The following is a 25,710-nucleotide window of genomic DNA, read 5'->3' on the forward strand; positions in this document are numbered from 1 at the left end:
GGGCCCTTCCGGCGGTTCCGACTCTATCAGATCCTTTCGGCGTCTGATTCCCGGTCAGCGGGAGTTGTCTTTCCGGCCGTTGGGCCGTTCCGACGTCTCAAACTCTAGCGGATTTCCCCGGCGACTCATAATCGGGTCTTTCGAAATGAATTTCGGCATGCCGAAATTCTTCCCGAGAGGGAGATCGTGCTGAGTAGAGGTGCCGCATCAGCGGCGGGAGTCGCTGCCGCAGAACCGTTCAGGCTCCGTGACAACTCGGAGAACACTACGCGTCCGGGAGGCGAGTGTCAACTGCCTCCCCTACCCCCGTCCCACGACCTCAATCGAGGTCCGTCAGTCGGCCGCCGGCGTCGGGCTGGGTGAGCTCCACGCGGCGGAGGAGGCGGATGAGGACGTCACCGAGGACGCCCTTCTCCTCCGTACTGAGGTCCTGGAGCAGGTCCTCCTCGAAGGCGGTGGCCATGCGCATGGCCTCCAGCCACTTCGTACGGCCCTCGTCGGTCAGCTCGACGATCACGCGGACCCGGTTGCTCTCGTCGCGGTCCCGGGTGACCAGGCCCTCGCCCGCCATGCGGTCGATGCGGTGGGTCATCGCGGCCGGGGTGAGCCCCAGGCGCTTGGCCAGCTCGCCGGGGCCCAGGCGGTAGGGCTCCCCGGAGAGGACCAGGGTCTTCAGGACCTCCCATTCGGCGTTGCTGATGCCGAGGTCGGCGAGCTGACGCCCGTACGCCACATTCATCCGCCGGTTCAGCCGGCCGAGGGCGGAGACGACCTTCTCGACCTGGGGGTCGAGGTCGCGGAACTCGCGCTGGTAGGCGGCGATCTGCTCGTCGAGGCTCGGCTCCTGGAGGGCCTGCGGGCCGGACCGCGCGGGGGTGTCGGACATGCGGCGAGTATCCCACGGGGCCCGTTGGCGTTGAAGTCCTTCCATGTGTACAGTTAAGGGGTTAACTTTAGTATTGAAGTCTTCAGGGTTCAGGGCTACAGGTCTGAACCCGCGATCGAAGTGGGTGAGTGTGACCGAGGCGAGGGGCGCAGCGATGCGCCGGATTCAGGCAGGCAGCGCGCTGAGCGCGTTCGGACTCGGCTTCACCGTGCCGTACCTCTATGTGTACGTGGCGCAGGTGCGGGATCTGGGCGCGGCGACGGCGGGCATCGTCCTCGCCGTCTTCGCCGTGGCCGCGCTCGTGGTGCTGCCCTTCAGCGGACGGGCCGTCGACCGGCGCGGGCCCGTGCCCGTGCTGCTCGTGGCCTCGGTCGTCGCGGCCGCGGGCGCCGTGGGGATGGGGTTCGCCGCCCACGTGCCGACCGTCGTGGCAGCCGCGGCGCTGCTCGGCGCCGGTACCGCCGTGCTCCAGCCCGCGCTCGCCACGATGATCGTCTGGTGCTCGACGCCCGCGGGCCGCACCCGGGCGTTCGCCACGCAGTTCTTCCTGCAGAACCTGGGGCTCGGCGTCGGCGGTCTGATCGGCGGCCAGCTGGTCGACACCAGCCGGCCGGGCAGCTTCATCCTGCTGTTCTCGATCGAGGCGGCGATGTTCCTGGTGCTCGCCGGGATCGTCGGGACCGCCCGGGTGCCGGGCTCCCCCGCGCTCCAGGACACCCGTCCCACCGGGGCCGGCAAGGGCGGCGGTCTCCGCGCCCTGCTCGCGCACAAGGCGATGGTCCAGCTCTGCGTCCTCGGCTTCGTCCTCTTCTTCGCCTGCTACGGGCAGTTCGAGTCGGGTCTCGCCGCGTACGGCACCGAGGCCGCCGGCATTCAGCCCTCGGCGCTCGGACTCGCGCTCGCCGCCAACACGGCGGTCATCGTGGTGGCGCAGTTCCTGGTGCTGCGGTTCGTCGAGCGGCGCAGGCGGTCCCAGGTGATCGCGGCCGTGGGCCTGATCTGGACCGTGGCGTGGCTCATCGCCGGGTACGCGGGCCTCGGGCACGGCGGCCAGACCATGGCGACGGCGGCCTTCATCTCCACGTACGCCCTCTTCGGGCTCGGTGAGGCGATGCTGTCGCCGACCGTGGCGCCGCTGGTGGCCGATCTGGCGCCGGAGTCGCGGGTCGGGTCGTACAACTCGGCCTTCGCCCTGGTGAAGCAGCTGGCCCTGGCCGTCGGCCCGGCCGTGGGCGGACCCATGGGGGCCGCGCTGCACGGTCCGTACATCGTGACCTTCGTGCTCTTCTCGCTCGGGATCGCCTTCCTCGCCGTCCGGCTCGGCCGGCAGCTGACCCCGGAGCAGGACCTGCCCTCGTCGGCCCTCAGGCCGTCGAAGGTGGTCGCGCGGCACGAACCGGCCCGCGAGTCCGCGTCCGCCCGGTGAGAACGGTCTAGTTCCGCAGGGCGAACTCGCACCAGACCGCTTTGCCGCCGCCCGGAGTGCGGCGGCTCCCCCAGGACGAGGCGATCGTCGCGATGATCGAGATTCCGCGACCCGCCTCGTCCTCCGTCTCCGCCCTGCGGCGGCGCGGCAGGTGGTCGTCGCCGTCGGTCACCTCGATGATCAGGCGCCGGTCGGTGCGGCGGAGTCGCAGGCACATGGGCGGGGTGCCGTGCTGGAGGGAGTTCGCCACCAGTTCGCTGGTGGCGAGGACGCCCAGGTCGCACAGTTCGACCGGGAAGCGCCAGCTCGCCAGGACGCCCGAGGCGAAGGCACGCGCGCGCGGGGCCGCCTCCACGCCACCGAGGAGGTCCAGGGCGGCGTTGTGGAACAGCTCGGCGTCCGCCCCCTCCCGGGAGGGGTGCTGGACGACCAGGACCGCCACGTCGTCGTCGTGGTCGGCGGTGACGCCGAGCGAGCGCAGGAGCCGGCCGCAGACCACCTGGGGAGTGCCGCTCGCGCCGGAGAGGGCGCGGGCCAGGGCGGCGACCCCCTCGTCGATGTCCTCGCGGCGGCGCTCGACCAGGCCGTCGGTGTAGAGGACGGCGGTGGAGCCGGGCGGCAGGGCGATGGAGCCCGAGGTGTGCAGCCAGCCGCCGGTGCCGAGCGGGGGGCCGGTCGGGTCCTCGGCGCGACGGACGGTGCCGTCCTCGTCCCGCACCAGCATCGGGAGGTGGCCGGCGGAGGCGTACACCAGCTTTCCCTCGTTGGGGTCGTGGACCGCGTACACGCAGGTGGCGATCTGGCTGGCGTCGATCTCGGCGGCGAGGCCGTCGAGGAGCTGGAGCACTTCGTGCGGGGGCAGGTCCAGGCGCGCGTACGCCCGGACGGCGGTGCGGAGCTGGCCCATGACGGCGGCGGCGCGGACGCCCCGGCCCATCACGTCCCCGATGACGAGCGCGGTGCGGCCGGCTCCGAGGGTGATCACGTCGTACCAGTCGCCGCCCACGGCCGCGTCGGTCCCGCCGGGCTGGTAGGTGGCGGCGATCCGCAGGTCGTCGGGCTGCTCCAGGTCCTGCGGGAGGAGGGAGCGCTGGAGGGTGACGGCGGTCTCGCGGTGCCGGCGCTCGCTGGCGCGGAGCCGTTCGGCGGCCTCGGCGTGGTCGGTGACGTCCGCCGCGTGCACGAGGACGCCGCCCCCGCCGTCCGGCTCCGGGCCGTCGACGGGCAGGCAGGTGACCGTGTACGAACCACCCTCGCGGGTGCGGCGGGACTTGACCGTGCGGGGCCTGCCGCTGCGCAGCACCTGGTCCATGAGCGGCAGCAGGCCCAGCTCCTCGGCCTCCGGGCAGGTGTCGGCGACGGTGGCACCGGCCGGGCGGGGGCCGAAGGCGGCGGCGTACGCCTCGTTGACGTACACGATGCGGTGCTCCGGGCCGTGCACGAGCGCGACCAGGCCGGGGAGGCGGCCGAGCAGCTCCCGCACGGGGAAGTCCTCCAGGACGGGGACGCCCTCGGGTGGGGGCTCCGACGGCCGCCCGGCCCCGCGGGCGGCGGGCACGGAGCCTTCGGTCCCCCGCGCCGTGCGGCGCTGCGTGCCGGGGAGCCGGGCGCTCCAGCGGGTGAAGTTCACGGATTCGTATGCCTCGTGGTGTCGGTGCCGTGCGGAGTCACGCTGTGCAGGTGTGGGCCCACCTATGGTCACACGCCCAGTGTGGACGGGTGCACTGACAGTGATGTCAGGACGACGGCTTGTCGTCGTCCCGGGGCGGGGAGGCGGCGAGTTCGAACTCGGCGCGGGGGTGTTCCAGCGAACCGAGCGAGACGATCTCCCGTTTGAACAGGCCGGACAGGGTCCATTCGGCGAGGACCCGGGCCTTCCGGTTGAAGGTGGGGACCCGGCTCAGATGGTAGGCCCGGTGCAGGAACCACGCCGGGTATCCCTTGAGTTTGCGGCCGCGGACCTGGGCGACCCCCTGGTGGAGGCCGAGGGAGGCGACGGAGCCCGCGTACGCGTGCGCGTACTCCTTGAGCGGCTCGCCGCGCAGGGAGGCGGCGATGTTGTCGGCGAGGACCCGGGCCTGGCGGACGGCGTGCTGGGCGTTGGGCGCGCACTCCCGGCCGGGTTCGCCCGAGGTCAGGTCCGGGACGGCGGCGGCGTCGCCGGCGGCCCAGGCGTGCGCGACGCCCTCGACGGCGAGCCGGGCGGTGCAGCGGAGCCGGCCGCGCGCGTCCAGCGGCAGGCCGGTGGCGGCGAGGAGGGGGGAGGGCCTGACGCCGGCCGTCCACACGACGGTGCGGGTGGGCAGGCGGGTGCCGTCGCTGAGCACGGCGACCCGGTCCTCGCAGGAGTCGAGGCGGGTCTCCAGGCGGACGTCGACGTTCCGTCCGCGCAGCTCGCGGACGGCGTACCGGCCCATCTCCCCGCCCACCTCGGGGAGGATGCGGTCGGACGCCTCGACGAGGACCCAGCGCAGGTCCTCCGGCTTGATGTTGTGGTAGTACCGCGCGGTGTAGCGGGCCATGTCCTCCAGCTCCGCGAGGGCCTCCACGCCCGCGTAGCCGCCGCCGACGAAGACGAAGGTGAGGGCGGCGTCGCGGATCGCGGGGTCGCGGGTGGAGGAGGCGATGTCCATCTGCTCGATGACGTGGTTGCGCAGCCCGATGGCCTCCTCGACGGTCTTGAAGCCGATGCCGTGCTCGGCCAGGCCGGGGACCGGGAGGGTGCGGGAGACGGAGCCGGGGGCCAGGACCAGTTCGTCGTAGGCGAGCGTGACCGGTCCGCTCCCCTCCTCGTCCGTGGCGGGGGTGGAGAGGACGGCGGTCCGCCCGGCGTGGTCGACGGACCGGACCTCGCCGATGACGATCCGGCAGCGGCCCAGGACGCGGCGCAGCGGTACGACGACGTGGCGCGGGGAGATCGAGCCGGCCGCGGCCTCGGGCAGGAACGGCTGGTACGTCATGTACGGGTCCGGAGTGACCACCACGATCTCCGCGGTGCCGGCCCCGAGTTCCGCCCTGAGCCGCCGCTGGAGGCGCAGCGCGGTGTACATGCCGACGTAGCCACCGCCGACCACGAGAATGCGCGCAGGTTCGGTCACTGTCCCATGACGCACCTGCCGTCCGGGGTTTGTCCACAGGCTCGACGAATTGTGTGACGGGAGGGGTACGGAGGCACGGGGTGGCGCACGGGCGGGGCCCGGCGGAATCCGTCCAGGTCACGGTGGGCGGGACGGGTCCGGCGGGAGGACGGAATCGGGAGCCATCAGGTCCTTGCTCCGATCGGGGGGCGCACCGTGCGGAACTCCCCCTTCTGAATTGACCCCGACTCAACTATGTTCGTAGTTCGTCGGGGTGTCGGGGCGAGCGCGTGGACCGAAGCGCTCGCCGGCCGGGAGCCCCGCATCAGGGCGGGGAGTCTCCGGGGGGAGACATCATGAGCGGGGGAACGCTTATGCGGATGCAGGATTCGCGAGGGCAGGCGGGCACCGGGACGGTGACCGCCGACGCCGGCCGTGCCACGGGGGCCGACGCTTCCGGGCGCCACGGGGCGCCGGTGCAGGACGGCAGGTCCGCGCCGCTGCGGGTGGACGCCCAGCGCAACCTGGAGCACGTTCTGCGGGCCGCGCGCGAGGTGTTCGGCGAGCTGGGCTACGGCGCGCCGATGGAGGACGTCGCGCGCCGCGCCCGCGTGGGGGTCGGCACCGTCTACCGGCGCTTCCCCAGCAAGGACGTGCTGGTGCGGCGGATAGCCGAGGAGGAGACGTCCCGGCTGACCGATCAGGCGCGGGCCGCGCTCGGTCAGGAGGAGGAGCCGTGGTCGGCCCTCTCCCGCTTCCTGCGGACCTCGGTGGCTTCGGGCGCGGGCCGGCTCCTGCCGCCGCAGGTGCTGCGGGTGGGCGTGGACGACCGCGCGGTCGCCGGGAACGCCGGGAACGCCGGGAACACGGACGGTGACGGTGCCGAGGGCGGGGCCCGGGTGCCGTACCAGCGGATGGGCGCCGAGCAGGCGGACGCGCGCGTGGTCGCGCCGCGGGGCGTGCCGGACGGCGAGCGGACCACCGCGGGGACCGCCGAGCTCCTGGAGGTCGTCGGGCGCCTGGTCGACCGGGCGCGGGAGGCGGGTGAGCTGCGGACGGACGTGACCGTGGCGGACGTCCTCCTCGTCATCGCGACCGCCGCGCCGGCCCTGCCGGACGCGGAGCAGCAGGCCGCGGCCTCGGCCCGGCTCCTGGACATCCTGCTGGAAGGGCTGCGGTCGCGGTAGGGGCGGTCTCCGTCGCGGGACGGCGGGTGCCGTGGGTCTGCCGGTGTCGCGGGACCGTCGGTGCCGTGGAGCCGTCGGCGCCGTGGATCTGCCGGTGCTCCGGTCCCGCGGCGGAGCGTCGTCTTCCGCCGGGACGCGGGCCGCGGCTCGGGCGCGCCCGCGAGCATGACACGAACGCGTGAGCGGTCACGCCCGGGTGCGTGAAGTCGCCCCGGACGAGTGGTTCGTGACCGCGCCCCTTCGGCGTGCCCGCCCTCTGTGTCAGGCTTGGCCGGTGTTCGGGTCGGAGCGTGCGGACGGGGGCTTCCGCGATGAGCGGTGACGGACGGGACGAGCCGCTGGGAAACGGCGGCGCCACGGAGACCGGAGGCATGCCCTCCCGGCAGATCCCGCTCCAGGGAGGGCCGGGAGGCGCCGTGCCGGGTGCGTCCGGCGCGGGAGGCCCGTCCTCCGGGCCACCGGGGCCGCCGGGGGCGTTGCCGCCCGGATACGCCGCCGCGCTCGACGCGAGCGTGCCGCAGCAGCGCGAGGGCAAATCCGCCGGGGCGGGTGCCGGTACGGATGCCGGGTCGGGTTCCGGGGCCGTCGCGGGGGCGGCCCACCGGACGGGGCCGGGCGCGTACGGCGGGACCGGCGCGTACGGCGACTCGGACGCGTACGGCGGCCCGGGTACGTATGACGGACCGGGTGCGTACGGTGGCCCGGAAGCGGGCGACGGGCCGGGTGCGTACGGTGGCCCGGAAGCGGGCGACGGGCCGGGCGTCGAGGACGGCTTCGACGGGGACGAGGGCGTCCTTCCGCCGCCCGTCGAGCTGCCGCCCTCCGACTCCGACCTCGTCCGGCTCATGCGGGGCGGGGACGACTCGGCGTACGAGGAGCTGTTCCGCCGGCACTCCGAGGCCGTGCGCCGGTACGCGAGGACCTGCTGTCGCGACGCGCACACCGCCGACGACCTCACCGCCGAGGTGTTCGCCCGTACCCTCCAGGCGGTACGGGGCGGCGCGGGGCCCGAACAGGCCGTGCGGGCCTACCTCATGACCACCGTCCGGCGGGTCGCCGCGCACTGGACCAGGACGCAGAAGCGCGAACACCTCGTCGAGGACTTCGCGGCGTTCGCGGCGGAGGCCGCCCGCTCCTCCGAGGTCTCCGACCAGGACACGATGGACCTCGGCGCGGACGTGCGGGCCATGCACGAGGCCGAACAGACGCTCGCCATGCGGGCGTTCCGCTCGCTGCCCGAGCGGTGGCAGGCGGTGCTGTGGCACACCACCGTCGAGGAGGAGTCGCCGAGCGAGATCGCCCCGCTCTTCGGACTGACCGCCAACGCCACGGCCGTCCTCGCCAGTCGGGCCCGGGAGGGACTCAAGCAGGCGTACCTCCAGGCTCACGTCAGCCAGTCCCTGACGGCGGGCGGCGACTGCGCCCGGTACGCGGACCGGCTCGGCGCCTACGCGCGCGGCGGGCTGCGGATGCGGGCCGAGCGCGGTCTGCGCAAGCACCTGGAGGAGTGTGCCCGCTGCCGGCTCGCCGCCGGTGAGCTGGCCCACGTGAACGCCGGAATCCCCGCGCTGCTGCCGATCGCCGTCATCGGCTGGTTCGCCGCCGGGTACACGCTCAAGGCGGCCGGCGTCGTCGCCGGGGGTGCCGTCGGCGCAGCCGGCGCGGGCGCGGCGGCCGCCGCCTCCGGGTCCACGGGCGGTGCCGCGTCGGGCGGCGCCGCCGCCGAGGGGCTCGGCGCGCCCGCCAAGGCCGGCCTCGCGGCGGCCGTGGCCATCGCCGCGGCCGCCGGACTCGCCTGGGCCATGGCCGGGGACCCGAGGCCCGAGGCCGCGCCCCCGCGGCCGGTCGTCACGCCGGTGACGCCCCCCGCGAGCGCGCCGCCCGTGGAGCCGGTGGCGAAGCCCGTACCGCCGGTCGTGTCCGTCCCGCCGGCGCCCCCGGCGCCCATGCCGGAGCCCGTGCCCGCGAAGCCGTCGCCGGAGCAGGAACCGGAACCGGCGCCGTCGTCCCCGGAGCCCGTGCCCGAACCGACGCCGCCGCCCACTCCGTCCCCGGAACCCACCCCCACCCCCACCCCTACTCCGACGCCCACTCCGACGCCGACTCCGAGTCCCGAGGAGCCCTCGCCCGAGCCGGCGCCGCCGACCGTCTATCCGGTCGGCGAGCTGGAGTACGGCATCTTCGGCGGCGGCACCGAACCCGAGGTGTCGCTCTCGGAGAGCGGTTTCATGTGGCAGCGCGACGGCCTCTCCGTCGGCGGCACCCGGTACGCGCACGGAGTGAGCGTCCACGCGCCGTCCTCGCTGGTCATCGACCTGAACCGGCAGTGCACGACGTACGAGGCGATGGCCGGCGTCGACGACCTGAGCGCCCTGTTCGGCCTCGGCGGCGTCCGCTTCTCCGTCTACGGGGACGGGGAGCGGCTCTGGAGCTCCGGGGTGGTCGGGGCGGGCGATCCGCCCGTCCCGGTGCACGTCGACATCACCGGGCGCTCCACGCTCCGGCTCGTGGTCGAGGAGGACGCCCCGCTCGGACGGGCCGTGATCGCCGACTGGGCGCAGTCCCGGATCAGCTGCTCCTGACGCCGGGGAGGACGTCCCGGCCACCGCGCGGCCGGGGCCGGGTGGCCGCGCCCTGCACCCGTGCGACCGCTCCTCCGGGTGTCCGTTTCCGCCGCCTCGTGGCTGCTCCCGATGCCCGTCAGCCGTCCCCGGTGCCGTCCGGGCCGGTGTCCGTCCGTATGCGGGCCACGGGTGCCACGAGGGCCAGGACCCCGTCGGCGTCCAGACCCTCGCCCACCGTCCGGGCGGCGGCGAGGCCGAGCGCGCCGAGGGCGGCGAGCGCACGGGCCCGCACCGATCCGGCCTCCGCCACCTCCGGGACCGAGGGGGGCACCTCGCGGCGCCAGACGTCGACGGCGGCCAGGACCGTGGCGGCGAAGCCGTGTTCGCCCGCCCGGGACAGGGCGACCGCGACCCCCTGGCCGAGGAACGTGAGGACGAGGTCCGCGCACCGCGCGTCCCGCGCGTCCCGCAGTGCGGACGCCGCGGAGGCGACGGCCGCGGTGCCCCCGCCCCCGTACGCCTCGATCCGGGCGGTGAGGCCGATGACCCCGGCCGTGAAGTGCGGCGGCGGGTTTCCGGCCACGGTCAGCCGGCTCGCCTCCGCCACCCGGGCGCGGGCCGTTTCGATCTCGCCCCGGTGGAGGGCGATGGAGGCGCGCAGGAAGCAGACGAAGGGCCGGAGGTCCTTGACGTGGTGGCGCTCGGCCTCCGCCGACGCCTCGTCCAGGCCCTGGTCGGCCGCCTCCATGTCACCGGAGCGGTAGGCGATCTCGGCGAGGCGGGCGATGAGGAAGGGGCCCTCGGCGTGGGCGCCCACCTCACGGGCGAGGCGGAGGGCTTCCTCGTAGTCCGCGCCGGCCTCCTCGTACCGGCCGCGCACCATGTTGGCCTCGGCCGCCGCGCTCGTGATCTGCGCCCCCATCCAGCGGTCGCCGACCCGGCGGGCGAGGGCGCGGAGTTCGGCCAGGTCCTCGTCCACCCCGGCCATGCCGCCGGGCATGTCGACGGTCATGTGCGTACGGAACATCAGACTGACGCCCACCTCCCAGTCCCCTCCGTGGCGGCGGCAGTTGGCGACGGCGGTGTCGAGCAGGTCCCGGACCCGCGCCGGCTCCTCGGTGAGGATCGCGGTGAACGGCCAGAGCAGGCCGGGGAAGCGGGCGGCCTCGGGACCCGGTTCGTCCCCGAACACGGACCGCACCCGCCGGACCAGGGCCATGGTCACGGGGTCGTCGCGCAGTTCCGAAACGGTGTGGCTCTCGATCAGCAGGAAGAAGTACAGCATCCGCAGGCGCATGCGCGGCCAGTGGCGCGGGTCGGCCGGGTCGGCGGGGTCGTCGCCGAGGGCGACGGCGCGCTCGACCCAGGCCAGGCCCTCGGGGCGGTGGTTGCGCAGCCACCAGAACCAGCCCATGGCGAAGACGAGGCGGAGGGCGGCGGTTTCGTCGGGGTCGGTGACGAGGGTGCGGTGGAGGGCGGCCCGGATGTTGTCGAGGTCGCGCTCCAGCCGTTCGATCCAGGGCATCTGCTCGCCGGAGCGCAGCTTGGGTTCGGCGGCCTCGGCGAGGGCCGTGAAGTGGGCGGTGTGGGCGGCCTCGGCGGCGGCGAGCAGGGCGGGGGTCTCGGCGGCGCGTTCGACCGCGTACTCGTGGATGGTCTCCAGGAGGCGGTAGCGCATCTCGCCGTCCTCGGCGGGGGCGGCGACGACGAGGGACTTCTCGACCAGGGCGCCCAGGATGCCCAGGGTGTCGGTGGCGGGCGGGGAGAGGGACTCCGCGGCGGCGAGGTCCCAGCCGCCGGCGAAGACCGAGACCTGGCGGAGCAGGGTGCGCTCGTCCGGGTCGAGCAGGTCCCAGGACCAGTCGACCACGGCACGCAGGGTCTGCTGGCGGGGCAGAACCGTACGGGAGCCGGAGGTGAGGAGCCGGAACCGGTCGTCCAGGCGGTCCGCGATCTGGCGGGGGGTGAGCAGGCGGAGGCGGGCCGCGGCCAGTTCGATGGCGAGCGGCAGGCCGTCGAGACGCCGGCAGATCTCGTCGACGGTCTCGCCGCCGTCCCGGGCGAGGTCGAAGGAGGGCCGTACGGCGCGGGCGCGCTCGGCGAAGAGGCGGTGGGCGGGGTCGGGCGGCAGGGGCTCCACGGGGCGGATCGATTCGCCGGGGACGCCGAGGGGTTCGCGGCTGGTGGCGAGGACACGGAGCCGCGGGCAGTGGGAGAGGAGGGTTTCGGCGAGGGCGGCGGCCGCGCCGATCACGTGCTCGCAGTTGTCGAGGACGAGGAGGAGCGGGCGGTCGGCCAGGTGCTCGACCAGGTGGGCGGTGGGATCGCCCTGGGGCGGGGCGCCCTCGCGGGCGATCAGGTTGATCTCGCGGAGGCGGAGCGCGGAGAGGACGGCGCCGGGTACGGCCCCGGGGTCGTCGAGCGGGGCGAGTTCCGCGATCCATGCGGCGGGGCCGACGGTCCGCAGGGCGGCCTCCTCCGCGAGCCGCGTCTTGCCGCTCCCGCCGGGGCCGGTGAGCGTGACGAGTCGGCAGCGCTCCAGATCGGCGCGGAGCGCGGCGAGTTCGGGCTCCCGGCCGACGAAGGAGGTGAGCCGGGGGCGGATGTTGCCGGAGAGGGGAGCGGGGCCCGTGCCGGTGCCGGGAGCGGCGGCGACGCGTGCCGACGGGGCCGGTACGGGTCGGGGTGGGGTCCGGCCCGTGAGGAGTTCGCGGTGGAGGGCGGCGAGTTCGGGGCCGGGGTCGGCGCCGAGGGCGTCCGCGAGGGTGCGGCGGGCGGACTCGTACGCGGCGAGGGCGTCGGCGTGGCGGCCCTCGGCCCGCAGCGCGCGGACGAGGTGGGCGTGGAACGTCTCGTCGTACGGGTGCGTGGCGGTGAGTTCGGTCAGCTCCGGTACGAGTCCGTCGGTGGCGCCCCGGCGCAGGTCCGCCTCGACGCGGCGGCGCAGGGCCGCGAGCCGCTGGGCCTCGGTCCGGACGCCCGCAGGGCCGGGCAGGTCGGCGAGGGAGGGACCGCGGAAGAGCCCGAGGGCCTGCCGGAGGAGGGCGGCGGCGGTCGCGGGGTCGCCGGCGTCCAGGCGGGCGCCCGCTTCGGCGGTCCGGCGCTCGAAGACGTACAGGTCGATGTCCTCGGGTCCGGCGGCGAGCCGGTAGCCGGGACCGGGAGCGGAGACGACGGCCTCCCGGCCGAGGACCCGGCGGAGGCGGCCGACCAGGGCCTGGAGGGCGGCGGGCGCGTCCTGCGGCGGGTCGTCCCCGTACACGTCGTCGGTGAGTTCGCCGACCGGGACGGTCCGCCCGCCGCGCAGCGCGAGCGCGGCGAGGAGCGCGCGCAGCCGGGCACCGCCGAGGGGAAGGGGGGAGCCGTCGGGACGAAGGGCCTCGGTGGTGCCGAGGATGAGATACCGCACCGGTTCATTGTGGCCGCCGCCCCCTCCGTGCGCCTCGGGGTTTCCCCGGACCCGTCCCCGGGCCGGACCCGGGGACGGCGGGCGTCAGAACTCCGCGGTGTCCAGGGTGAGGTCCAGGGGGGCCGGGAGCGGTACGGGCGTCCCCAGCTTGTGGACGGACTTGTGGCCGTAGTCGTCCCCCATCGGCCCGGAGCACACGACGGCCTCGCCCGCGTCGCGGTCGATCAGGAGGTAGAGGGGGATGCACGCGCGCGCGTAGGCCCGGATCTTCTGGACGCGGTCGCGTCCGGCGGTGGAGGTGGAGGTGACCTCGGCGACGAGGAGGACGGGGTCGGGGGCGTGCCACTCCCGCCGGTCGTCGAAGCTGCCCTTGGGGGCGACGACGAGGTCGGGGATGACCCGCACCGGGTCGGCGGTCCCGGGCAGGACGAGGCCGATGCCCGTATAGCGCCCAAGGCTCTTGTCATGGTCCCGGACCTGGCCGTTCACCTCTGAAACGATCTCCTCGTGCTCGCCATTGGCCGGAGGCACCACGTAGATCTCCCCTTCGATCAGCTCCACGCGCCAGCCCTTGGGTGCCAGCGCACTGAACAGCTCGAAGGTCTCCTGCACGCTCGCGCCCTCGCGGTCGGGCGTGCCCTCGGAGAACGCGTCTTCCGGAATCGGCAGCGGCATCGCCATGCCGGACCTCCTTCGCTCGGTGCGACGCTCCCAGCCTAGGCCGGGCAGCGCGGCGGAGACCGGAGCACGTTCACTCGAACGAGCGTGCCGTGCGTGTTTCACCGGGGGGGGTGACCCGCGACGGCTCAGGCCGGCAGCGATCGCGAGGCCGGGACCAGCGGGCCCTGGACCGCGCGGTGGGCCCGGGGCTCCGCGGTGCTGGTCCAGCAGGAGCCGCGGCGGGCGAGGAGGCGGCGGAGCCAGAGTTCGGTGGAGACCAGGTCGGCGAGGCCGTCGAGGGGGACGGGCTCGCCGTCGGCGGCGGCGCGGAGGGCCTCGCGGACGACGCGGGCCTCGATCAGGCCCGCGTCCGCGAGGAGCGGCGCGTCGAAGAGGGCGAGGAGCCGGGGGAGCGCGGCGCGCAGGCCCGCACGGACGGCGGCGGCCGGGACGGCCGGGTGGGGGGCGCCCCAGCCCGGCGGCAGGTCGTGGACGCCGGCGCCGGACAGGACCGTGCGCAGGACGCCCGCGCGGGCGTCGGGCTGGACCCGCAGCGATTCGGGGAGGACGCGGCAGGCCCGTACGACCTGGTTGTCGAGGAAGGGGGCGTGCAGTCGCTGGCCCCGGATCTCGGCGGCCTGTTCCAGGACCCGGTGGTCGGCGGCGGCGCGGGCGAGGGCGGCACGCGCGCGTGCCTCGCCGGGGCGCTGGACGGAGGCGGGAAGGGTCGCCGCCCTGGTCAGGCGAACCGATACTTCGGCCAGCGCCTCCCCCGTCAGCCACCGTGCGGCGGGCCCCGGCCGCGACCAGGCGAGCGCGGAGAGGGACGCCTCCAGGGGGCCGAAGCCGTCCGGGGCCGTGCGGTTGGCCTCCAGGACCCGCTTGGCCGCCGCCTCCAGACCGGCCCGGTACGGGGTGCGGGCCAGCTTCCGGGCCGCCCGGTACACGGTCAGCGGCACCAGGAGCGCGCCCGCCGACGGCCCCGACGCCTTGGCGAGCGCGGTGACGGGGCGGACCAGGGAGCGTCGCCTGCGGTCCATCAGGAGGTCGGCGAGGCGCGCCGGGTGCGCGTCCAGAACCTGCCGGGCGCCCATGCCGGTGAAGTGGTCGGCGCTGCCGCCCGCGAGCCGCCGCCGGTGGCGTTCGGCCGTGACGAGGGCGGGCCCCGGCTCGTCGGTGAGCGGTCCGTCGAGGGAGGCGTACGGGAGCGCCTCCTCGCCGGCCGCAACGACCACGTGGTGCAGGCGCGGGTCGGCGGCCAGCTCCCGGGCCCGCTCCAGCTCGTCCTCGCGGCCGGCGCCGGTCCGGTTCGCCAGGTCGTTGAAGGTGACGGCGAGCAGCCGCTCCCCCGCGCCCGCGCCGTGGCCGGTGATCGTGCCCGGGACCCCGGGGAGACCGGCCGCCAGGAGGGCGAGCGTGCCCGAGGCGCTGCCGCCGGACAGGTCGGCGCCGATGCCGGGCGCCGGGCCCGCGCCCCGGGCGGCGCGCCGGTCGGCGGGTCCCATGCCGGGGACCGGGCCCGGATCGGGCGGCGGGGCCTCGGGGGCGTGCCGGGGGGCGGTGAGCCGTGCCCGTACGGCCTCGACCAGGGCGTCCCTGACGCCTTCGACGGCCTGCCGGGGATCGGACTCGGGGGTCGCGACCGCGAGCGAGGCGACCTGTTCGTATCCGGTGATCTCGCGCGAGCCCTCCCGCAGGATCAGCGCGTGGCCGGGCGGGACCCGCCGGACCCCTTCGTACGGGGTGGAGTCGCGCAGCGCCTCCGGGGTCTCGGGACAGGCGAGCAGGGCAGCCAGGTGACCGATGTCGAGCTGGGCCTCGACCAGGTCGGCGAGGGGGAGGGCGGCGGTGGCGTACGCGGTGCCGCCCTGCCAGGGGGTGTGGAACACCGGCCGGGCGCCCGCGAGATCACCCGTGACGGTGATGCGGCGGCCCGCCTTGACGACGGCGGTGTAGCTTCCCGGCCAAGCCGTGAGGTGGCGCAGGGCGCCACCGCGCGCGGTGAGGAGGCCGAGGCGCAGCTCCTCGTCGCCGGCGGCGCAGCAGCCGAGGACGGCGAGGCGGGTGTGGTCGTCCACGGAGACGACGCGCACTTCGTCGGGGCGCCAGTCGCCGACCGCCCAGAGCGGGTCGGGACCGCCCCAGAGGGGTTGTGCGCCCACCGGTTGCACCGTGCGCCCCTCGGCCGCCGGGCGGTCGTGCCCGGAGCCGTACCCGCGGGCCGTGTCCGCCGGGCCGTGGGGGCCGCGCGCGTCGTAGGGGCCGTGCGCGTCGTACGGGCGGTGCGCGTCGTACGGGCCGTAGGAGTCGTACGGGCCGTGCGGGCCGTTCCCCGCTCCGGTCCGCGCCCTCCCGGACGGTGCGAAGCCCGCGGCGGCACTGCTCCAGCCCACCAGCCATCGCATCGGCGCCTCCACGTCCGTTTCGGTGGGAGACATGCTGCCACGACAACGGCGCACGGGGCGGGGTGCGGGGGCACGGGCGCGAAAGCCGAATGCGCCCCTGGCATGAGCCAGGTGGACACCGGTGACATTCGGCCAAATATCGACCGCCCCAAGGAGGTTTGAACGGCGTTCGGCCGCCGATGGCGCCCCGGCGGGGGCGATCCGTCCGCACGTAACCACGGCAGGCCGGGAGGCGGTTCCGCCTCCCGGTGCCGTCCGCCGCCCGCGGGGAATGGGGCGGCGATGTCCCCCGGCCCACTGGTCCGGGACTCCGGTCCCGGTCGAACGGGCCGACCCACGCGGTACCGATGGAAGCCCTCCCCGGCCTCCGGGACGAGAGCGCACGGCCGGGCGCACGGCCACACGCGCGGAGCACGTACGGGCCGGTCCGTTCGGTTCATCGACCGATCACACAACAATCTCGCCATACGGAACACCGCCCCTTAACGGTAGGGATGCGGCGAACTACCCTGTGTTTACGAATGCCGCACGCCTATGCCCGGCGTCGTGGCAGCCGTCTGTGCTGTCGAGGGGTGGCGTCATGTCCAGGGAGCAACGCGGGCCGAACGAAAAGCTCGGCACGGTTCTCGCCCTCGCGGGAATCAGCAACGCCGGGCTCGCCCGGCGCGTCAACGACCTCGGCGCGCAACGGGGCCTGACGCTTCGTTACGACAAGACCTCGGTCGCCCGGTGGGTGTCCAAGGGCATGGTGCCGCAGGGCGCCGCCCCGCACCTGATCGCCGCCGCGATCGGGCAGAAGCTCGGCCGGCCCGTGCCGCTGCACGAGATAGGGCTCGCCGACGCCGATCCGGCGCCCGAGGTGGGGCTCGCCTTCCCGCGCGACGTGGGCGAGGCGGTCCGCTCCGCGACCGACCTGTACCGGCTCGACCTCGCGGGCCGACGGGCCGGCGGGGGCGGCATCTGGCAGTCGCTCGCGGGTTCGTTCGCGGTGAGCGCCTACGCCACGCCCGCGTCCCGCTGGCTGATAACCCCCGCCGACCCGTCGGTGGAGCGCGAGGTCCCGCGCCCGGCGGGCGGCTCCCCCGCCGCGCCCGTGACCGAGCACGCGCGCGTGGGCCACAGCGACGTCGCCAAACTCCGCGAGGCCGCCGAGGACGCGCGCCGCTGGGACTCCAAGTACGGCGGAGGGGACTGGCGCTCGTCCATGGTCCCCGAGTGCTTACGCGTGGACGCGGCCCCGCTGCTGCTCGGCTCGTACTCGGACGAGGTCGGCCGGGCCCTGTTCGGCGCGACCGCCGAACTCACCCGGCTCGCCGGCTGGATGGCCTTCGACACCGGGCAGCAGGAGGCCGCCCAGCGCTACTACATCCAGGCGCTGCGGCTCGCCCGCGCCGCCGCCGACGTGCCCCTCGGCGGCTACGTCCTGGCGTCCATGTCGCTCCAGGCCACCTACCGGGGCTTCGCCGACGAGGGCGTGGACCTCGCCCAGGCCGCCCTCGAACGCAACCGGGGGCTCGCGACCGCCCGCACCATGTCCTTCTTCCGGCTGGTCGAGGCGCGCGCGCACGCCAAGGCCGGGGACGGGGCCGCCGCCGCGGCCGCGCTCAAGTCCGCCGAGGGCTGGCTGGAGCGTTCCCGGAAGGGCGACGCCGATCCGACCTGGCTGGGCTTCTACTCGTACGACCGGTTCTGCGCCGACGCCGCCGAGTGCTACCGCGACCTGAGGATGCCCCGCGAGGTGCGCCGCTTCACGGAGCAGGCGCTGTCGCGGCCGACCGAGGAGTTCGTCCGCTCGCACGGGCTGCGGCTCGTCGTCTCCGCCGTGGCCGAACTGGAGTCCGGGAACCTGGACGCGGCGTGCGCGGCCGGTACGCGCGCGGTGGAGGTGGCGGGGCGGATCTCGTCGGCGCGGACGACGGAGTACGTACGGGACCTGCTGCACCGGCTGGAACCGTACGGGGACGAGCCGCGCGTCGCGGAGCTGCGGGAGCGGGCCCGTCCGCTGCTCGCCGCCCCGGTGTGACGCGCCCGCCCGCCGGCCCCTGAGCGGCCCGTGTTCCGCCGTGATCCGCGTCTTGCGCGTCCGGGCGAGGTTTCGCGGCGCTGTCAGTGGGTCAGTGCAGTATCGGGGGTGGGAGGTGGGACCGGTGTTCGACTGTGACGTGCTGGTGATCGGCGGGGGGATCGTCGGCCTGTCGACGGCGTACGCGCTGACGCGCGCCGCCCCCGGCACCCGGGTCACGGTCCTGGAGAAGGAGCACGGCCTCGCCCGCCACCAGACCGGGCGCAACAGCGGGGTGATCCACAGCGGGATCTACTACCGGCCGGGGTCGCTCAAGGCGCGGTTCGCGGCCGAGGGCGCCGCCGAGATGATCAAGTTCTGCGCGGAGTGGGGCATTCCGTACGAGGTGACGGGGAAGCTCGTCGTCGCCACCGCGCGCGAGGAGCTGCCCCGGCTGCACGCGCTCGTGCAGCGCGGCCGGGAGAACGGCATCCCGGTGCGGGAGCTGGGCCCCGCGCAGATCAGCGCGTACGAGCCGCGGGTGCGGGGCCTCGCCGCGATCCACGTCGGCACGACCGGGATCTGCGACTACGGAGCGGTGGCGGCGCGGCTCGCCGAGGCGTCCGGGGCGCGGATCCTGTACGGCGCGGAGGCCGCCGTGATCGACCGGAGGCCCTGGGGCGTCGCCGTGCGGACGGCGGACGGGCGGGTGGTGCGGGCACGGGTCCTGGTGAACTGCGCGGGGCTGCACTGCGACCGGATCGCGCGGCTCGCGGGCGACGACCCGGGCATGCGGATCGTCCCCTTCCGGGGGGAGTACTACGAACTGGCCGATCCGTCGCTGGTGCGGGGACTGGTCTATCCGGTGCCGGACCCGGCGTTCCCGTTCCTCGGGGTGCACCTGACACGGGGAATCGACGGCGGGGTCCACATCGGGCCGAACGCGGTGCCGGCCCTCGCCCGCGAGGGGTACGGCTGGTCCGTCGTCCGGCCGCGCGAGCTGGCCGCCACCCTGGCCTGGCCCGGTTCCCGGGCGATCGCCCGGAAGCACTGGCGGTACGGGGCGGGCGAGCTGCGCCGCTCGCTCTCGAAGCGGGCCTTCACCGAGGCGGTGCGGCGGCTCCTTCCGGAGGTGCGGGAGTCCGGCCTGCGGCGGGCCGCGCCGGGGGTGCGGGCGCAGGCGGTGCTGCGGGACGGGACGCTCGTCGACGACTTCCTCGTCCGGGAGGCGGCGCGGACGGTCCACGTCCTGAACGCGCCCTCCCCCGCGGCGACTGCCTCGCTCCCGATCGGGCGCGAGGTGGCGGGGCGGGCGCTGGCCCTCCTGTAGGGCCCGGTCCCTGCCGCGACGGGCACCCGCCCGCGCGACCCGCGGGTCCCGCCCCGGCCCCGTAGAATCGTCCGCATTGTGTCTGAGCAGCCTGAGTCCGAGAACAGCCCGCGTCCCGCAACCGGTCCCGCCCAGCCCGCGGCGCGGCGCGGAAGCCGGATGTTCGCCCCCGGCGAGGGGCCCCTGCCCGACCCCGCCGGGTCGCACCACGAGCGGCGCATCCGGAGCTTCCAGCCGCGCCGCAGCCGGGTGACCGCCGGACAGGCCGAGGCGATGCTGAAGCGGTGGCCCGACTGGGGGCTCGACATCGACGGCCGGCGGGTCCTGGACCTGGACGAGATGTTCGGCGGCCTGCCGGTCGTCCTGGAGATCGGGTTCGGGATGGGCGAGGCGACCGCGCAGATGGCGGCGGCCGACCCCGGCACCGGCATCCTCGCCGTGGACGTGCACACCCCCGGCCAGGGCAATCTGCTCGGGCTCGCCGACCGCAACGGCCTCACCAACGTCCGGGTCGCCAACGGCGACGCGATCATCCTGCTGCGCGAGATGCTCGCCGCCGACTCCCTCGACGGCTGCCGGGTCTACTTCCCCGACCCGTGGCCCAAGGCCCGCCACCACAAGCGGCGCCTGATCCAGCCGGAGTTCCTGAGCCTCCTCGCGACCCGGCTCAAGCCCGGCGGCGTGCTGCACTGCGCCACCGACTGGGAGCCGTACGCCGAGCAGATGCTGGACGTGCTCTCCGCGCACCCCGACTTCGAGAACACGCAGGCCGACGGCGGTTACGCGCCCCGCCCCGACTTCCGGCCCCTCACCCGCTTCGAGGGCCAGGGACTCGACAAGGGACACGTCGTGCACGACCTCCTCTTCCGGAGGAAGTGACCCGGGAAGGACGCCGGGCCGGCGGGCGGACCGGGGTCGTACCGGAGGACGGACCGGGGTGTACCGGAAGACGGACCGGGGTCACACCGGAGGACGGACCGGGGTCACACCGGAGGACGGACCGGGGTCGTACCGACGGACGGACCGGCGGCGCACCGGGGGACGGACCGGCGGCGCACCGGGGGACGGACCGGGGGCGGACCTGACAACTCCTTCGCCCTCTGTCCGTGCTGGTCGTTAGGGTCGCTCACGTGTCGAACCCCGTCCCCGCCGAAACCGGAACCGAAGCCGGCGCCGCGCCCGGAACCGGAGCCTCTCCCGTCCCCCACCGGGGCACCGGGGACCCGGCCTTCCCCGGCGCCGCCGACCGTTCCCAGTGGCGCTACCGCCCCCACCGGGCCTTCTGGCGCAGCCGAACGGTCCGGGCGGTCGCCCTGGTCGCCGTCCTCCTGGTCTGCGCGCTGGCCATCCTGGCGCTGGTCCGCGAGCAGACGGGGACGCGGGGCTTCCTCGTCGGCCTGGCCCTCGCCGTGCTTCCCGTACCGCTCCTCGCGGCGGCGTTCCGCTGGCTCGACCGGGTCGAGCCCCTCCCCTGGAAGAACCTGCTCTTCGCGTTCGCCTGGGGCGCCTTCGCCGCCGCCCTCGCCGCGATCCTGGCGAACTCCTTCGCGGTCCGCTGGATCGCCGCGACCACCGCCGACCCGGACTCGGCGCACAGCCTCGGCGCCACGGTCGTCGCGCCCGTGGTGGAGGAGAGCGCGAAGGCCGCCGCGGTCCTGCTGCTCTTCCTCTTCCGCCGCCGGAACTTCCACGGCCTCGTCGACGGCGTGGTGATCGCCGGCTTCACCGCGACCGGCTTCGCCTTCACCGAGAACATCCTCTACCTCGGCAACGCCTTCGGGGAGGACCAGGAGTTCGGCGCCCCCGGCATCGGCGTCACGACCGTCGGCACCTTCTTCGCACGGGCCGTGATGTCGCCGTTCGCGCACCCGCTGTTCACCGTGTTCACCGGCCTCGGTTTCGGATTCGCCGCGCTCGCCCCGCGCGGCAGGCGGCTCCGCCGCGTCCTGCTGCCCCTGGCCGGGCTGCTTCTCGCCATGGGCATGCACGCCGCCTGGAACGGTTCGGTCACCTTCGGAGGCCCCCTGGCCTTCCTCGCGGTCTACGGAGCGTTCATGATGCCCGCCTTCGGACTGCTGACCTGGCTCGCGGTGTGGAGCAGGCAGCGGGAGCTGCGGACGATAGCCGGGGAGCTGCCGGCGTACGCGGCGGCCGGCTGGCTCTCCCCCGCCGAACCGCTCGCGCTCTCCTCGATGCGGGCCCGCCGGGCGGCCCGTGCCGTCGCCGCCCGGACGTACGGCGAGCGGGCCGCCCGGACCGTCGGCGAGTACGAGTCCTTCGCGACGACCCTCGCGTTCCTGCGCGACCGGGCCCGGCGCGGCACGGCCGGGCCCGACTTCGCGGCCCGCGAGCAGGAACTGCTCCACCACCTGTGGCAGCGCCGCGCGATCGCCTCGCCCGCGCTGACGTACGCGGCCCGGGCGACGGGACGGGTGTGGGCGCCGCCGCAGTACCTGGACTACGGCGACTACAACCCGTACCGGAGGTAGTACGCCGGGAACTCCGGGCCCGACGGGGCCCGGGTTCCCGGGTCCTCGGGTCCTCGGGTCCCCGGGCCTCCGGGTCCTCAGACCGTGAGGCCCTTCGAGCGCAGCCACGCGCCCGGGTCGACGCCGTCGCCACCGCCGGGGTGCACCTCCAGGTGGAGGTGGGCGCCGGAGACGTTGCCGGTGGCGCCGACGCGGCCGATGGTCTCGCCGGTGGACACGGTCTGGCCCGCGCCGACCGTCATGGACGAGAGGTGGCAGTACCAGACCTCGGTGCCGTCCTCCAGCTCCAGGACGATCCGGTAGCCGTAGGAACCGGACCAGGCGGCCGACTTCACCGTGGCGCCGTGCACCGCCTTGAGCGGGGTGCCGGCGGAGGCCGCGAAGTCGAGGCCCGTGTGGTGGCCGGAGGACCACATCGAACCGGACTGCATGTAGGTGGCGGTGATGGAGTACGAGGAGAGGGGGAGCGAGTAGCTCGCGGCGAGTTCGGCGAGGCGCTCGGCCTCGGCCTTCGCCCTGGCGGCGGCCTCCGCCTTCGCCTTGGCCTCCGCCTCGGCCTTCGCCCGCGCCTCGGCGGCCGCCTTCTCCGCCGCGTCCGCCTTGGCCTTCGCCTCCGCCGCGGCCTTCTCGGCCGCCGCCTTCTCCGCCGCGGCCCTCTCGGCCGCGTCGGCGGACGCCTGCTGCTGCTCGGCCTGCTGGAGGATGCGGGTGCGCAGGGCCTCACCCGCGTCGGTGGCGCTCGGGACGTCGGCCTTCAGGGAGGCCCGCGTGACCTGCCCGGCCCCGCCGGTCCGCCCGTCGGCGCCGGTGGTGTACGCGGTGGAGGTCAGCGGGTTCGGGTTGACGCGGTCCTCGGCGACCGCCTCCCGCTCCTCCTCGGGCAGGAGGGAGCCGATGCCGGGCAGGTCGTGGGCGTCCGGCAGGTCGAGGTCCGGGAGGTCCGGGAGCGAGATGGCCACCGGGGGCTTGTCCTGCGCGGTGGCGAGGCCGCCCGCGCCGACGGCCGCGATGACGCCGACGCCGAGGACGGTGGAGGAACGGGCGAAGGGGGAGCGCTGCTTGACGACCCGGTGCCGGCCGGAACGGCTCCGGTCGCGGAGGGAGTCCTCGGTGGGATTCCACTCGGTGTCAGGGTCGGAGGGAGCCGCACCACCACCGAAGGCGTCGAAGGGGGCTTCGGGGGCAGGGGGGTTGGACGCCACGGAGGCGCACTCCTTTCCTTCCTTCTCGCCTACCGGGTTAGCTGACGGGTTCGGAGCAGGAAGGTCTCCTACGGGCGCGCCGCACGGGTGCGACGGGCTCGATTCACCCCAAATGGTGGTTCCCCGGTTCCCTTGCGGGATTCGGCGCACGCGCACGGTGCCGTCTCTTGCGACGGCGGGGACGACCGCGCTGCGTTATCGAACGTTAATAGACAGGGGGTCCCGTTTCCAAGCCGTTCCCCTTGATCATTCATTGAATTGGCAGGAACTGTCCCGACTTGACCCCCCTTCACCAGGGCACGGCGCGAGACCCCCAAACCCTTCGCGATCTGACGTTTTGTCAATCGTTATCCCCGTGACACCTCTCGACTACGGGTGGTGACCGTCCCGGTGCAGCACCTGCATCGTCCGTCGCCGCTCCCGCCGCCCCTCCTCGGGCCGGCTCAGCGCGAGCAGGGCCATGTCGTCCGTCGCCCCGCCGCCCGTGTGGAGGCGTACGTCGTCCACGAGCGCGTCGAGGAGTTCCTCGGGCCCCGGGAAGATCCGTCCGGCCAGCCGTGCCACCGGGTCGTAGAAGACCCCGGCCGCGTTCCGCGCCTCCGAGAGGCCGTCGGTGTAGAAGAGCAGCGTCGTGCCCGGCGGGTAGGGGCGCGCCTCGGCCCGGTCCGGCCACGACGCCAGGTCCCCCATGCCGAGCGGCAGCGCCGGCCGGCCCGGTTCCACCGGTTCGACCCGGCCGTCCCCGTGCAGCACCAGCGGGGGCGGGTGCCCCCGGTTGACGACCCGTACGAAACCGTCGAAGGCTCCGTTGCCGTCGGCGCGCGGGATCTCGGCCAGGACGGCGGTGGTGAATCCCTCGAAGGCGTCCAGGCCCTCCCGCCGGGTGCCCTCCCGGGTCAGCGCCCGTTCGAGCCGCTGCGCCACGTCCTCCAGGGACCGCTCCTGCTCGGCCGCCTCCCGGAAGGCCCCGATGACGACGGCGACGGCCTCGACCGCCTCCATCCCCTTGCCCCGCACGTCCCCGACCACGAGCCGCACCCCGTAGGGGGTGTCCTGTACGGCGAAGAGGTCGCCACCGACGAACGCGTCCGCCTGCGCCGCCTCGTAGCGGGCGGCGCACCAGAGCCCGCCGATCCGCTCGGGGGGCGTCGGCAGCACCGCCTTCTGCGCGTTCTCCGCGATGACCCGGGCCGACGCGAGCCGTTCGCCGCTGCGGCGCACCACCCGGTTGATGAAGAGGGCGAGTCCGGAGACGGTGAACACGGTCAGGGTCTCGGCGACGGCCGGGGCACGGGTCACGTCGTTGTTGCCGAGGTAGAGCCCGACCGAGGCGAGAACGGCGGTAATCCCGGTGAGAAGGGTCGTGAGCAGGGAGAAGAAGGGCGCGGCGACCAGCGGGGCGGCGGCGAGCATCGGGGAGGCGGTGTACGGGGCGGGGGTCGCCAGGTCGAAGGCGACACCGCCCGCGATGATCAGCGGCGGCAGCAGGCGGATGAACCACCGGGCACCGCCGTACGCGGGTACGCCCCCGCCGGCCCGCCGGGAACGACCGGGCGCGGCGCTCCCTCCGGCGTCCCGCCGGGTACGGCCCTCGGCGTCCCGCCGCCCGCGGTCCGCCGATCCTAGGGGGTGCCCCACCTGAACTCTCCTGCCCGGTCCGACCGCCCGCGGCCCCGCACCGCGCCCTCCCAGGGTGGCCGCCGCGCCGGGGAACGGCGACTCCCGTACGGCCGAGTGGCGTACCGGGACACCGGGGCGGGAAGCGGAGTACGGGATCGGCCGGGGGCCGGGGGGCGGCCCGTACGGGTCTTCCGGTACAGGCCGTCCGGTACAGGCCGTCCGGTACGGGCCGTCCGGTACAGGCCGTCCGGTACAGGCCGTCCGGTACAGGCCGTCCGGTACAGGCCGTCCGGTACAGGCCGTCCGGTACAGGCCGTCCGGTACAGGCCGTCCGGCCAGAACTACATGTTCCGTTCGGCGTAGATCTCCATCGCGTCCCGGACGAGCACGGCGGTGCCCTCGCCGTGCTTGTCGTAGTTCTCCGCGAAGCGGGGGTCGTCGACGTACATCCGGCCGAGGCCGATCACGTACTCCCTGGTCGGCGTCGTGGTGGCCGACAGCCAGGCGATCTGGCGCCGCACGACGGCCTGCACCTCGTCGCTGCCGGCCGCCAGGCCCTCCCGCGCCGCCTTCCCGAAGTCACGGGCGATGGCGGCCTGCTCGTCCATGAACGCCCGCCTCCCCTCGGCGTCGAGCGAGCGCCACCAGCGGTCGCCGTTCTCGTACGCCTCCCGGCCCCAGCGCCGGGTGACCTCCTCCTCGTACCGCGTGTGATCGAAACCGTCGAACACTTCTTCGGCCATGAGCTCTTCTCCGTTCTCGGTCTTGCGGAGGGTGGTCCGCACCGACGCGATCTGCCGGGCGAGGCGCTCGCGCTCCTGCTCCAGAAGGGCGAGGTGGGCGCGCAGGGCGGCGGACGTGTCCCGCTGTCCCTCGAGGACCTCGGCGATGGCGGGCAGCGAGAGCCCCAGCTCGCGCAGCAGCAGAATCCGCTGCAGCCGCACGAGCGCCGCCTGGTCGTAGTACCGGTAACCGTTCGCGCCGATCCGGCTCGGTTCCAGCAGCCCGCACTCTCCGTAGTACCTGAGGGTGCGGCTGGTGGTGCCGGCCTTCTTGGCGATCTCCTGGATCGACCACTCCATGCCGAGAACGCTAGATCTTGACGCAACGTCAAGGTCAAGCGGAACGCGCGACCGCGCGCCGACACGACGAAGGCCCGAATCCTCAAGGATTCGGGCCTTCGTTGCTACTGAGTAGCGGGGACAGGATTTGAACCTGCGACCTCTGGGTTATGAGCCCAGCGAGCTACCGAGCTGCTCCACCCCGCGTCGGTAAACACGACTCTACGGCATGACCGGGGCAATCATGAAATCGGTTGTCGCCGGGGTGTCCGGCCGCCTCCGTCGGCAGCCGCGGTCGCCGGTGTCGACAGGTGCCGGCAGATGCCGTCCAGAGGGTTCGCGGGCCTCGCTCCGCACGCCTCGGAGCACGTGCCGACCACCGCGAAACCAGG

Annotated in this window: 16 protein-coding genes, 1 tRNA gene and 1 riboswitch; of the genes, 7 read left to right on the forward strand and 10 right to left on the reverse strand. The window is 74.8% G+C overall.

Features of this window, described 5'->3' with window-relative positions; all coding sequences use genetic code 11:
* Positions 1 to 319: 319 nt before the first annotated feature.
* Entirely contained in the window at positions 320 to 886 is a 567-nt protein-coding gene (locus ACZ6AQ_RS21845; RefSeq protein WP_388690005.1) for a MarR family winged helix-turn-helix transcriptional regulator, read from the reverse strand.
* 154 nt (positions 887 to 1,040) lie between these two features.
* Between ACZ6AQ_RS21845 and ACZ6AQ_RS21850 the strand changes: the two genes are divergently transcribed.
* Positions 1,041 to 2,312 carry an MFS transporter gene (locus tag ACZ6AQ_RS21850; RefSeq protein ID WP_468761523.1) on the forward strand — a complete coding sequence of 424 codons (1,272 nt, stop codon included), beginning with the start codon at positions 1,041 to 1,043 and terminating at the stop codon, positions 2,310 to 2,312.
* Positions 2,313 to 2,319: 7 nt separating this feature from the next.
* Here ACZ6AQ_RS21850 and ACZ6AQ_RS21855 read toward each other — a convergent pair whose 3' ends face one another.
* Both ACZ6AQ_RS21855 and ACZ6AQ_RS21860 read right to left on the reverse strand, forming a co-directional pair.
* Positions 2,320 to 3,942, reverse strand: coding sequence for an ATP-binding SpoIIE family protein phosphatase (locus ACZ6AQ_RS21855; RefSeq protein WP_468761525.1), 1,623 nt, complete (start codon positions 3,940 to 3,942; stop codon positions 2,320 to 2,322).
* Positions 3,943 to 4,048: 106 nt separating this feature from the next.
* Positions 4,049 to 5,410, reverse strand: coding sequence for an NAD(P)/FAD-dependent oxidoreductase (locus tag ACZ6AQ_RS21860; protein ID WP_388690009.1), 1,362 nt, complete (start codon positions 5,408 to 5,410; stop codon positions 4,049 to 4,051).
* Positions 5,411 to 5,763: 353 nt separating this feature from the next.
* Between ACZ6AQ_RS21860 and ACZ6AQ_RS21865 the strand changes: the two genes are divergently transcribed.
* Both ACZ6AQ_RS21865 and ACZ6AQ_RS21870 read left to right on the forward strand, forming a co-directional pair.
* A complete protein-coding gene (locus tag ACZ6AQ_RS21865; protein ID WP_468761895.1) occupies positions 5,764 to 6,576 on the forward strand; it encodes a TetR/AcrR family transcriptional regulator in 813 nt (270 codons plus the stop codon).
* 311 nt (positions 6,577 to 6,887) lie between these two features.
* Positions 6,888 to 9,158 carry a sigma-70 family RNA polymerase sigma factor gene (locus ACZ6AQ_RS21870; RefSeq protein ID WP_468761527.1) on the forward strand — a complete coding sequence of 757 codons (2,271 nt, stop codon included), beginning with the start codon at positions 6,888 to 6,890 and terminating at the stop codon, positions 9,156 to 9,158.
* Positions 9,159 to 9,276: 118 nt separating this feature from the next.
* Here the strand turns inward: ACZ6AQ_RS21870 and ACZ6AQ_RS21875 are convergent, their stop codons facing one another.
* The 3 genes from ACZ6AQ_RS21875 to ACZ6AQ_RS21885 all read right to left on the reverse strand — a co-directional run bounded on the left by ACZ6AQ_RS21875 (position 9,277) and on the right by ACZ6AQ_RS21885 (position 15,647).
* A complete protein-coding gene (locus tag ACZ6AQ_RS21875) occupies positions 9,277 to 12,549 on the reverse strand; it encodes an ATP-binding protein (protein WP_468761529.1) in 3,273 nt (1,090 codons plus the stop codon).
* An 84-nt stretch (positions 12,550 to 12,633) separates the two neighbouring features.
* Complete coding sequence (locus ACZ6AQ_RS21880; RefSeq protein ID WP_468761897.1) at positions 12,634 to 13,224, reverse strand: Uma2 family endonuclease; 591 nt, start codon at positions 13,222 to 13,224, stop codon at positions 12,634 to 12,636.
* Between the two features lie 131 nt (positions 13,225 to 13,355).
* The gene (locus ACZ6AQ_RS21885) at positions 13,356 to 15,647 is read right to left on the reverse strand and encodes an asparagine synthase-related protein (RefSeq protein WP_468761531.1); all 2,292 of its coding nucleotides are present in this window, start codon (positions 15,645 to 15,647) and stop codon (positions 13,356 to 13,358) included.
* Positions 15,648 to 16,194: 547 nt separating this feature from the next.
* Between ACZ6AQ_RS21885 and ACZ6AQ_RS21890 the strand changes: the two genes are divergently transcribed.
* The 4 genes from ACZ6AQ_RS21890 to ACZ6AQ_RS21905 all read left to right on the forward strand — a co-directional run bounded on the left by ACZ6AQ_RS21890 (position 16,195) and on the right by ACZ6AQ_RS21905 (position 21,435).
* Positions 16,195 to 17,637, forward strand: coding sequence for an MFS transporter (locus ACZ6AQ_RS21890; protein ID WP_388690016.1), 1,443 nt, complete (start codon positions 16,195 to 16,197; stop codon positions 17,635 to 17,637).
* Between the two features lie 124 nt (positions 17,638 to 17,761).
* The gene (gene lhgO, locus ACZ6AQ_RS21895) at positions 17,762 to 18,946 is read left to right on the forward strand and encodes an L-2-hydroxyglutarate oxidase (RefSeq protein WP_468761533.1); all 1,185 of its coding nucleotides are present in this window, start codon (positions 17,762 to 17,764) and stop codon (positions 18,944 to 18,946) included.
* A 78-nt stretch (positions 18,947 to 19,024) separates the two neighbouring features.
* A complete protein-coding gene (trmB, locus tag ACZ6AQ_RS21900; RefSeq protein WP_468761535.1) occupies positions 19,025 to 19,825 on the forward strand; it encodes a tRNA (guanosine(46)-N7)-methyltransferase TrmB in 801 nt (266 codons plus the stop codon).
* 251 nt (positions 19,826 to 20,076) lie between these two features.
* A complete protein-coding gene (locus ACZ6AQ_RS21905) occupies positions 20,077 to 21,435 on the forward strand; it encodes a PrsW family intramembrane metalloprotease (RefSeq protein WP_468761537.1) in 1,359 nt (452 codons plus the stop codon).
* A 77-nt stretch (positions 21,436 to 21,512) separates the two neighbouring features.
* Here the strand turns inward: ACZ6AQ_RS21905 and ACZ6AQ_RS21910 are convergent, their stop codons facing one another.
* The 4 genes from ACZ6AQ_RS21910 to ACZ6AQ_RS21925 all read right to left on the reverse strand — a co-directional run bounded on the left by ACZ6AQ_RS21910 (position 21,513) and on the right by ACZ6AQ_RS21925 (position 25,525).
* Positions 21,513 to 22,637, reverse strand: a complete 1,125-nt coding sequence (locus tag ACZ6AQ_RS21910) for a M23 family metallopeptidase (protein ID WP_468761538.1) — start codon at positions 22,635 to 22,637, stop codon at positions 21,513 to 21,515.
* An 11-nt stretch (positions 22,638 to 22,648) separates the two neighbouring features.
* Positions 22,649 to 22,794: riboswitch (cyclic di-AMP (ydaO/yuaA leader) on the reverse strand.
* 212 nt (positions 22,795 to 23,006) lie between these two features.
* A complete protein-coding gene (locus tag ACZ6AQ_RS21915; RefSeq protein WP_468761540.1) occupies positions 23,007 to 24,275 on the reverse strand; it encodes a PP2C family protein-serine/threonine phosphatase in 1,269 nt (422 codons plus the stop codon).
* A 323-nt stretch (positions 24,276 to 24,598) separates the two neighbouring features.
* The gene (locus ACZ6AQ_RS21920; RefSeq protein WP_468761541.1) at positions 24,599 to 25,339 is read right to left on the reverse strand and encodes a MerR family transcriptional regulator; all 741 of its coding nucleotides are present in this window, start codon (positions 25,337 to 25,339) and stop codon (positions 24,599 to 24,601) included.
* Positions 25,340 to 25,451: 112 nt separating this feature from the next.
* A tRNA-Met gene (locus ACZ6AQ_RS21925) sits at positions 25,452 to 25,525 on the reverse strand.
* Positions 25,526 to 25,710 lie beyond the last annotated feature (185 nt).

It is taken from the genome of Streptomyces sp. NPDC041191 (genome assembly GCF_055591945.1).

Bases quoted from the DNA above. Each gene is read 5' to 3' on its own strand.
- ACZ6AQ_RS21865 (WP_468761895.1), top strand. From the start codon at position 5,764: ATGCGGATGCAGGATTCGCGAGGGCAGGCGGGCACCGGGACGGTGACC.
- ACZ6AQ_RS21850 (WP_468761523.1), top strand. From the start codon at position 1,041: ATGCGCCGGATTCAGGCAGGCAGCGCGCTGAGCGCGTTCGGACTCGGC.
- ACZ6AQ_RS21885 (WP_468761531.1), bottom strand. From the start codon at position 15,647: ATGTCTCCCACCGAAACGGACGTGGAGGCGCCGATGCGATGGCTGGTG.
- ACZ6AQ_RS21890 (WP_388690016.1), top strand. From the start codon at position 16,195: ATGTCCAGGGAGCAACGCGGGCCGAACGAAAAGCTCGGCACGGTTCTC.
- ACZ6AQ_RS21880 (WP_468761897.1), bottom strand. From the start codon at position 13,224: ATGCCGCTGCCGATTCCGGAAGACGCGTTCTCCGAGGGCACGCCCGAC.
- ACZ6AQ_RS21845 (WP_388690005.1), bottom strand. From the start codon at position 886: ATGTCCGACACCCCCGCGCGGTCCGGCCCGCAGGCCCTCCAGGAGCCG.
- ACZ6AQ_RS21920 (WP_468761541.1), bottom strand. From the start codon at position 25,339: ATGGAGTGGTCGATCCAGGAGATCGCCAAGAAGGCCGGCACCACCAGC.
- ACZ6AQ_RS21870 (WP_468761527.1), top strand. From the start codon at position 6,888: ATGAGCGGTGACGGACGGGACGAGCCGCTGGGAAACGGCGGCGCCACG.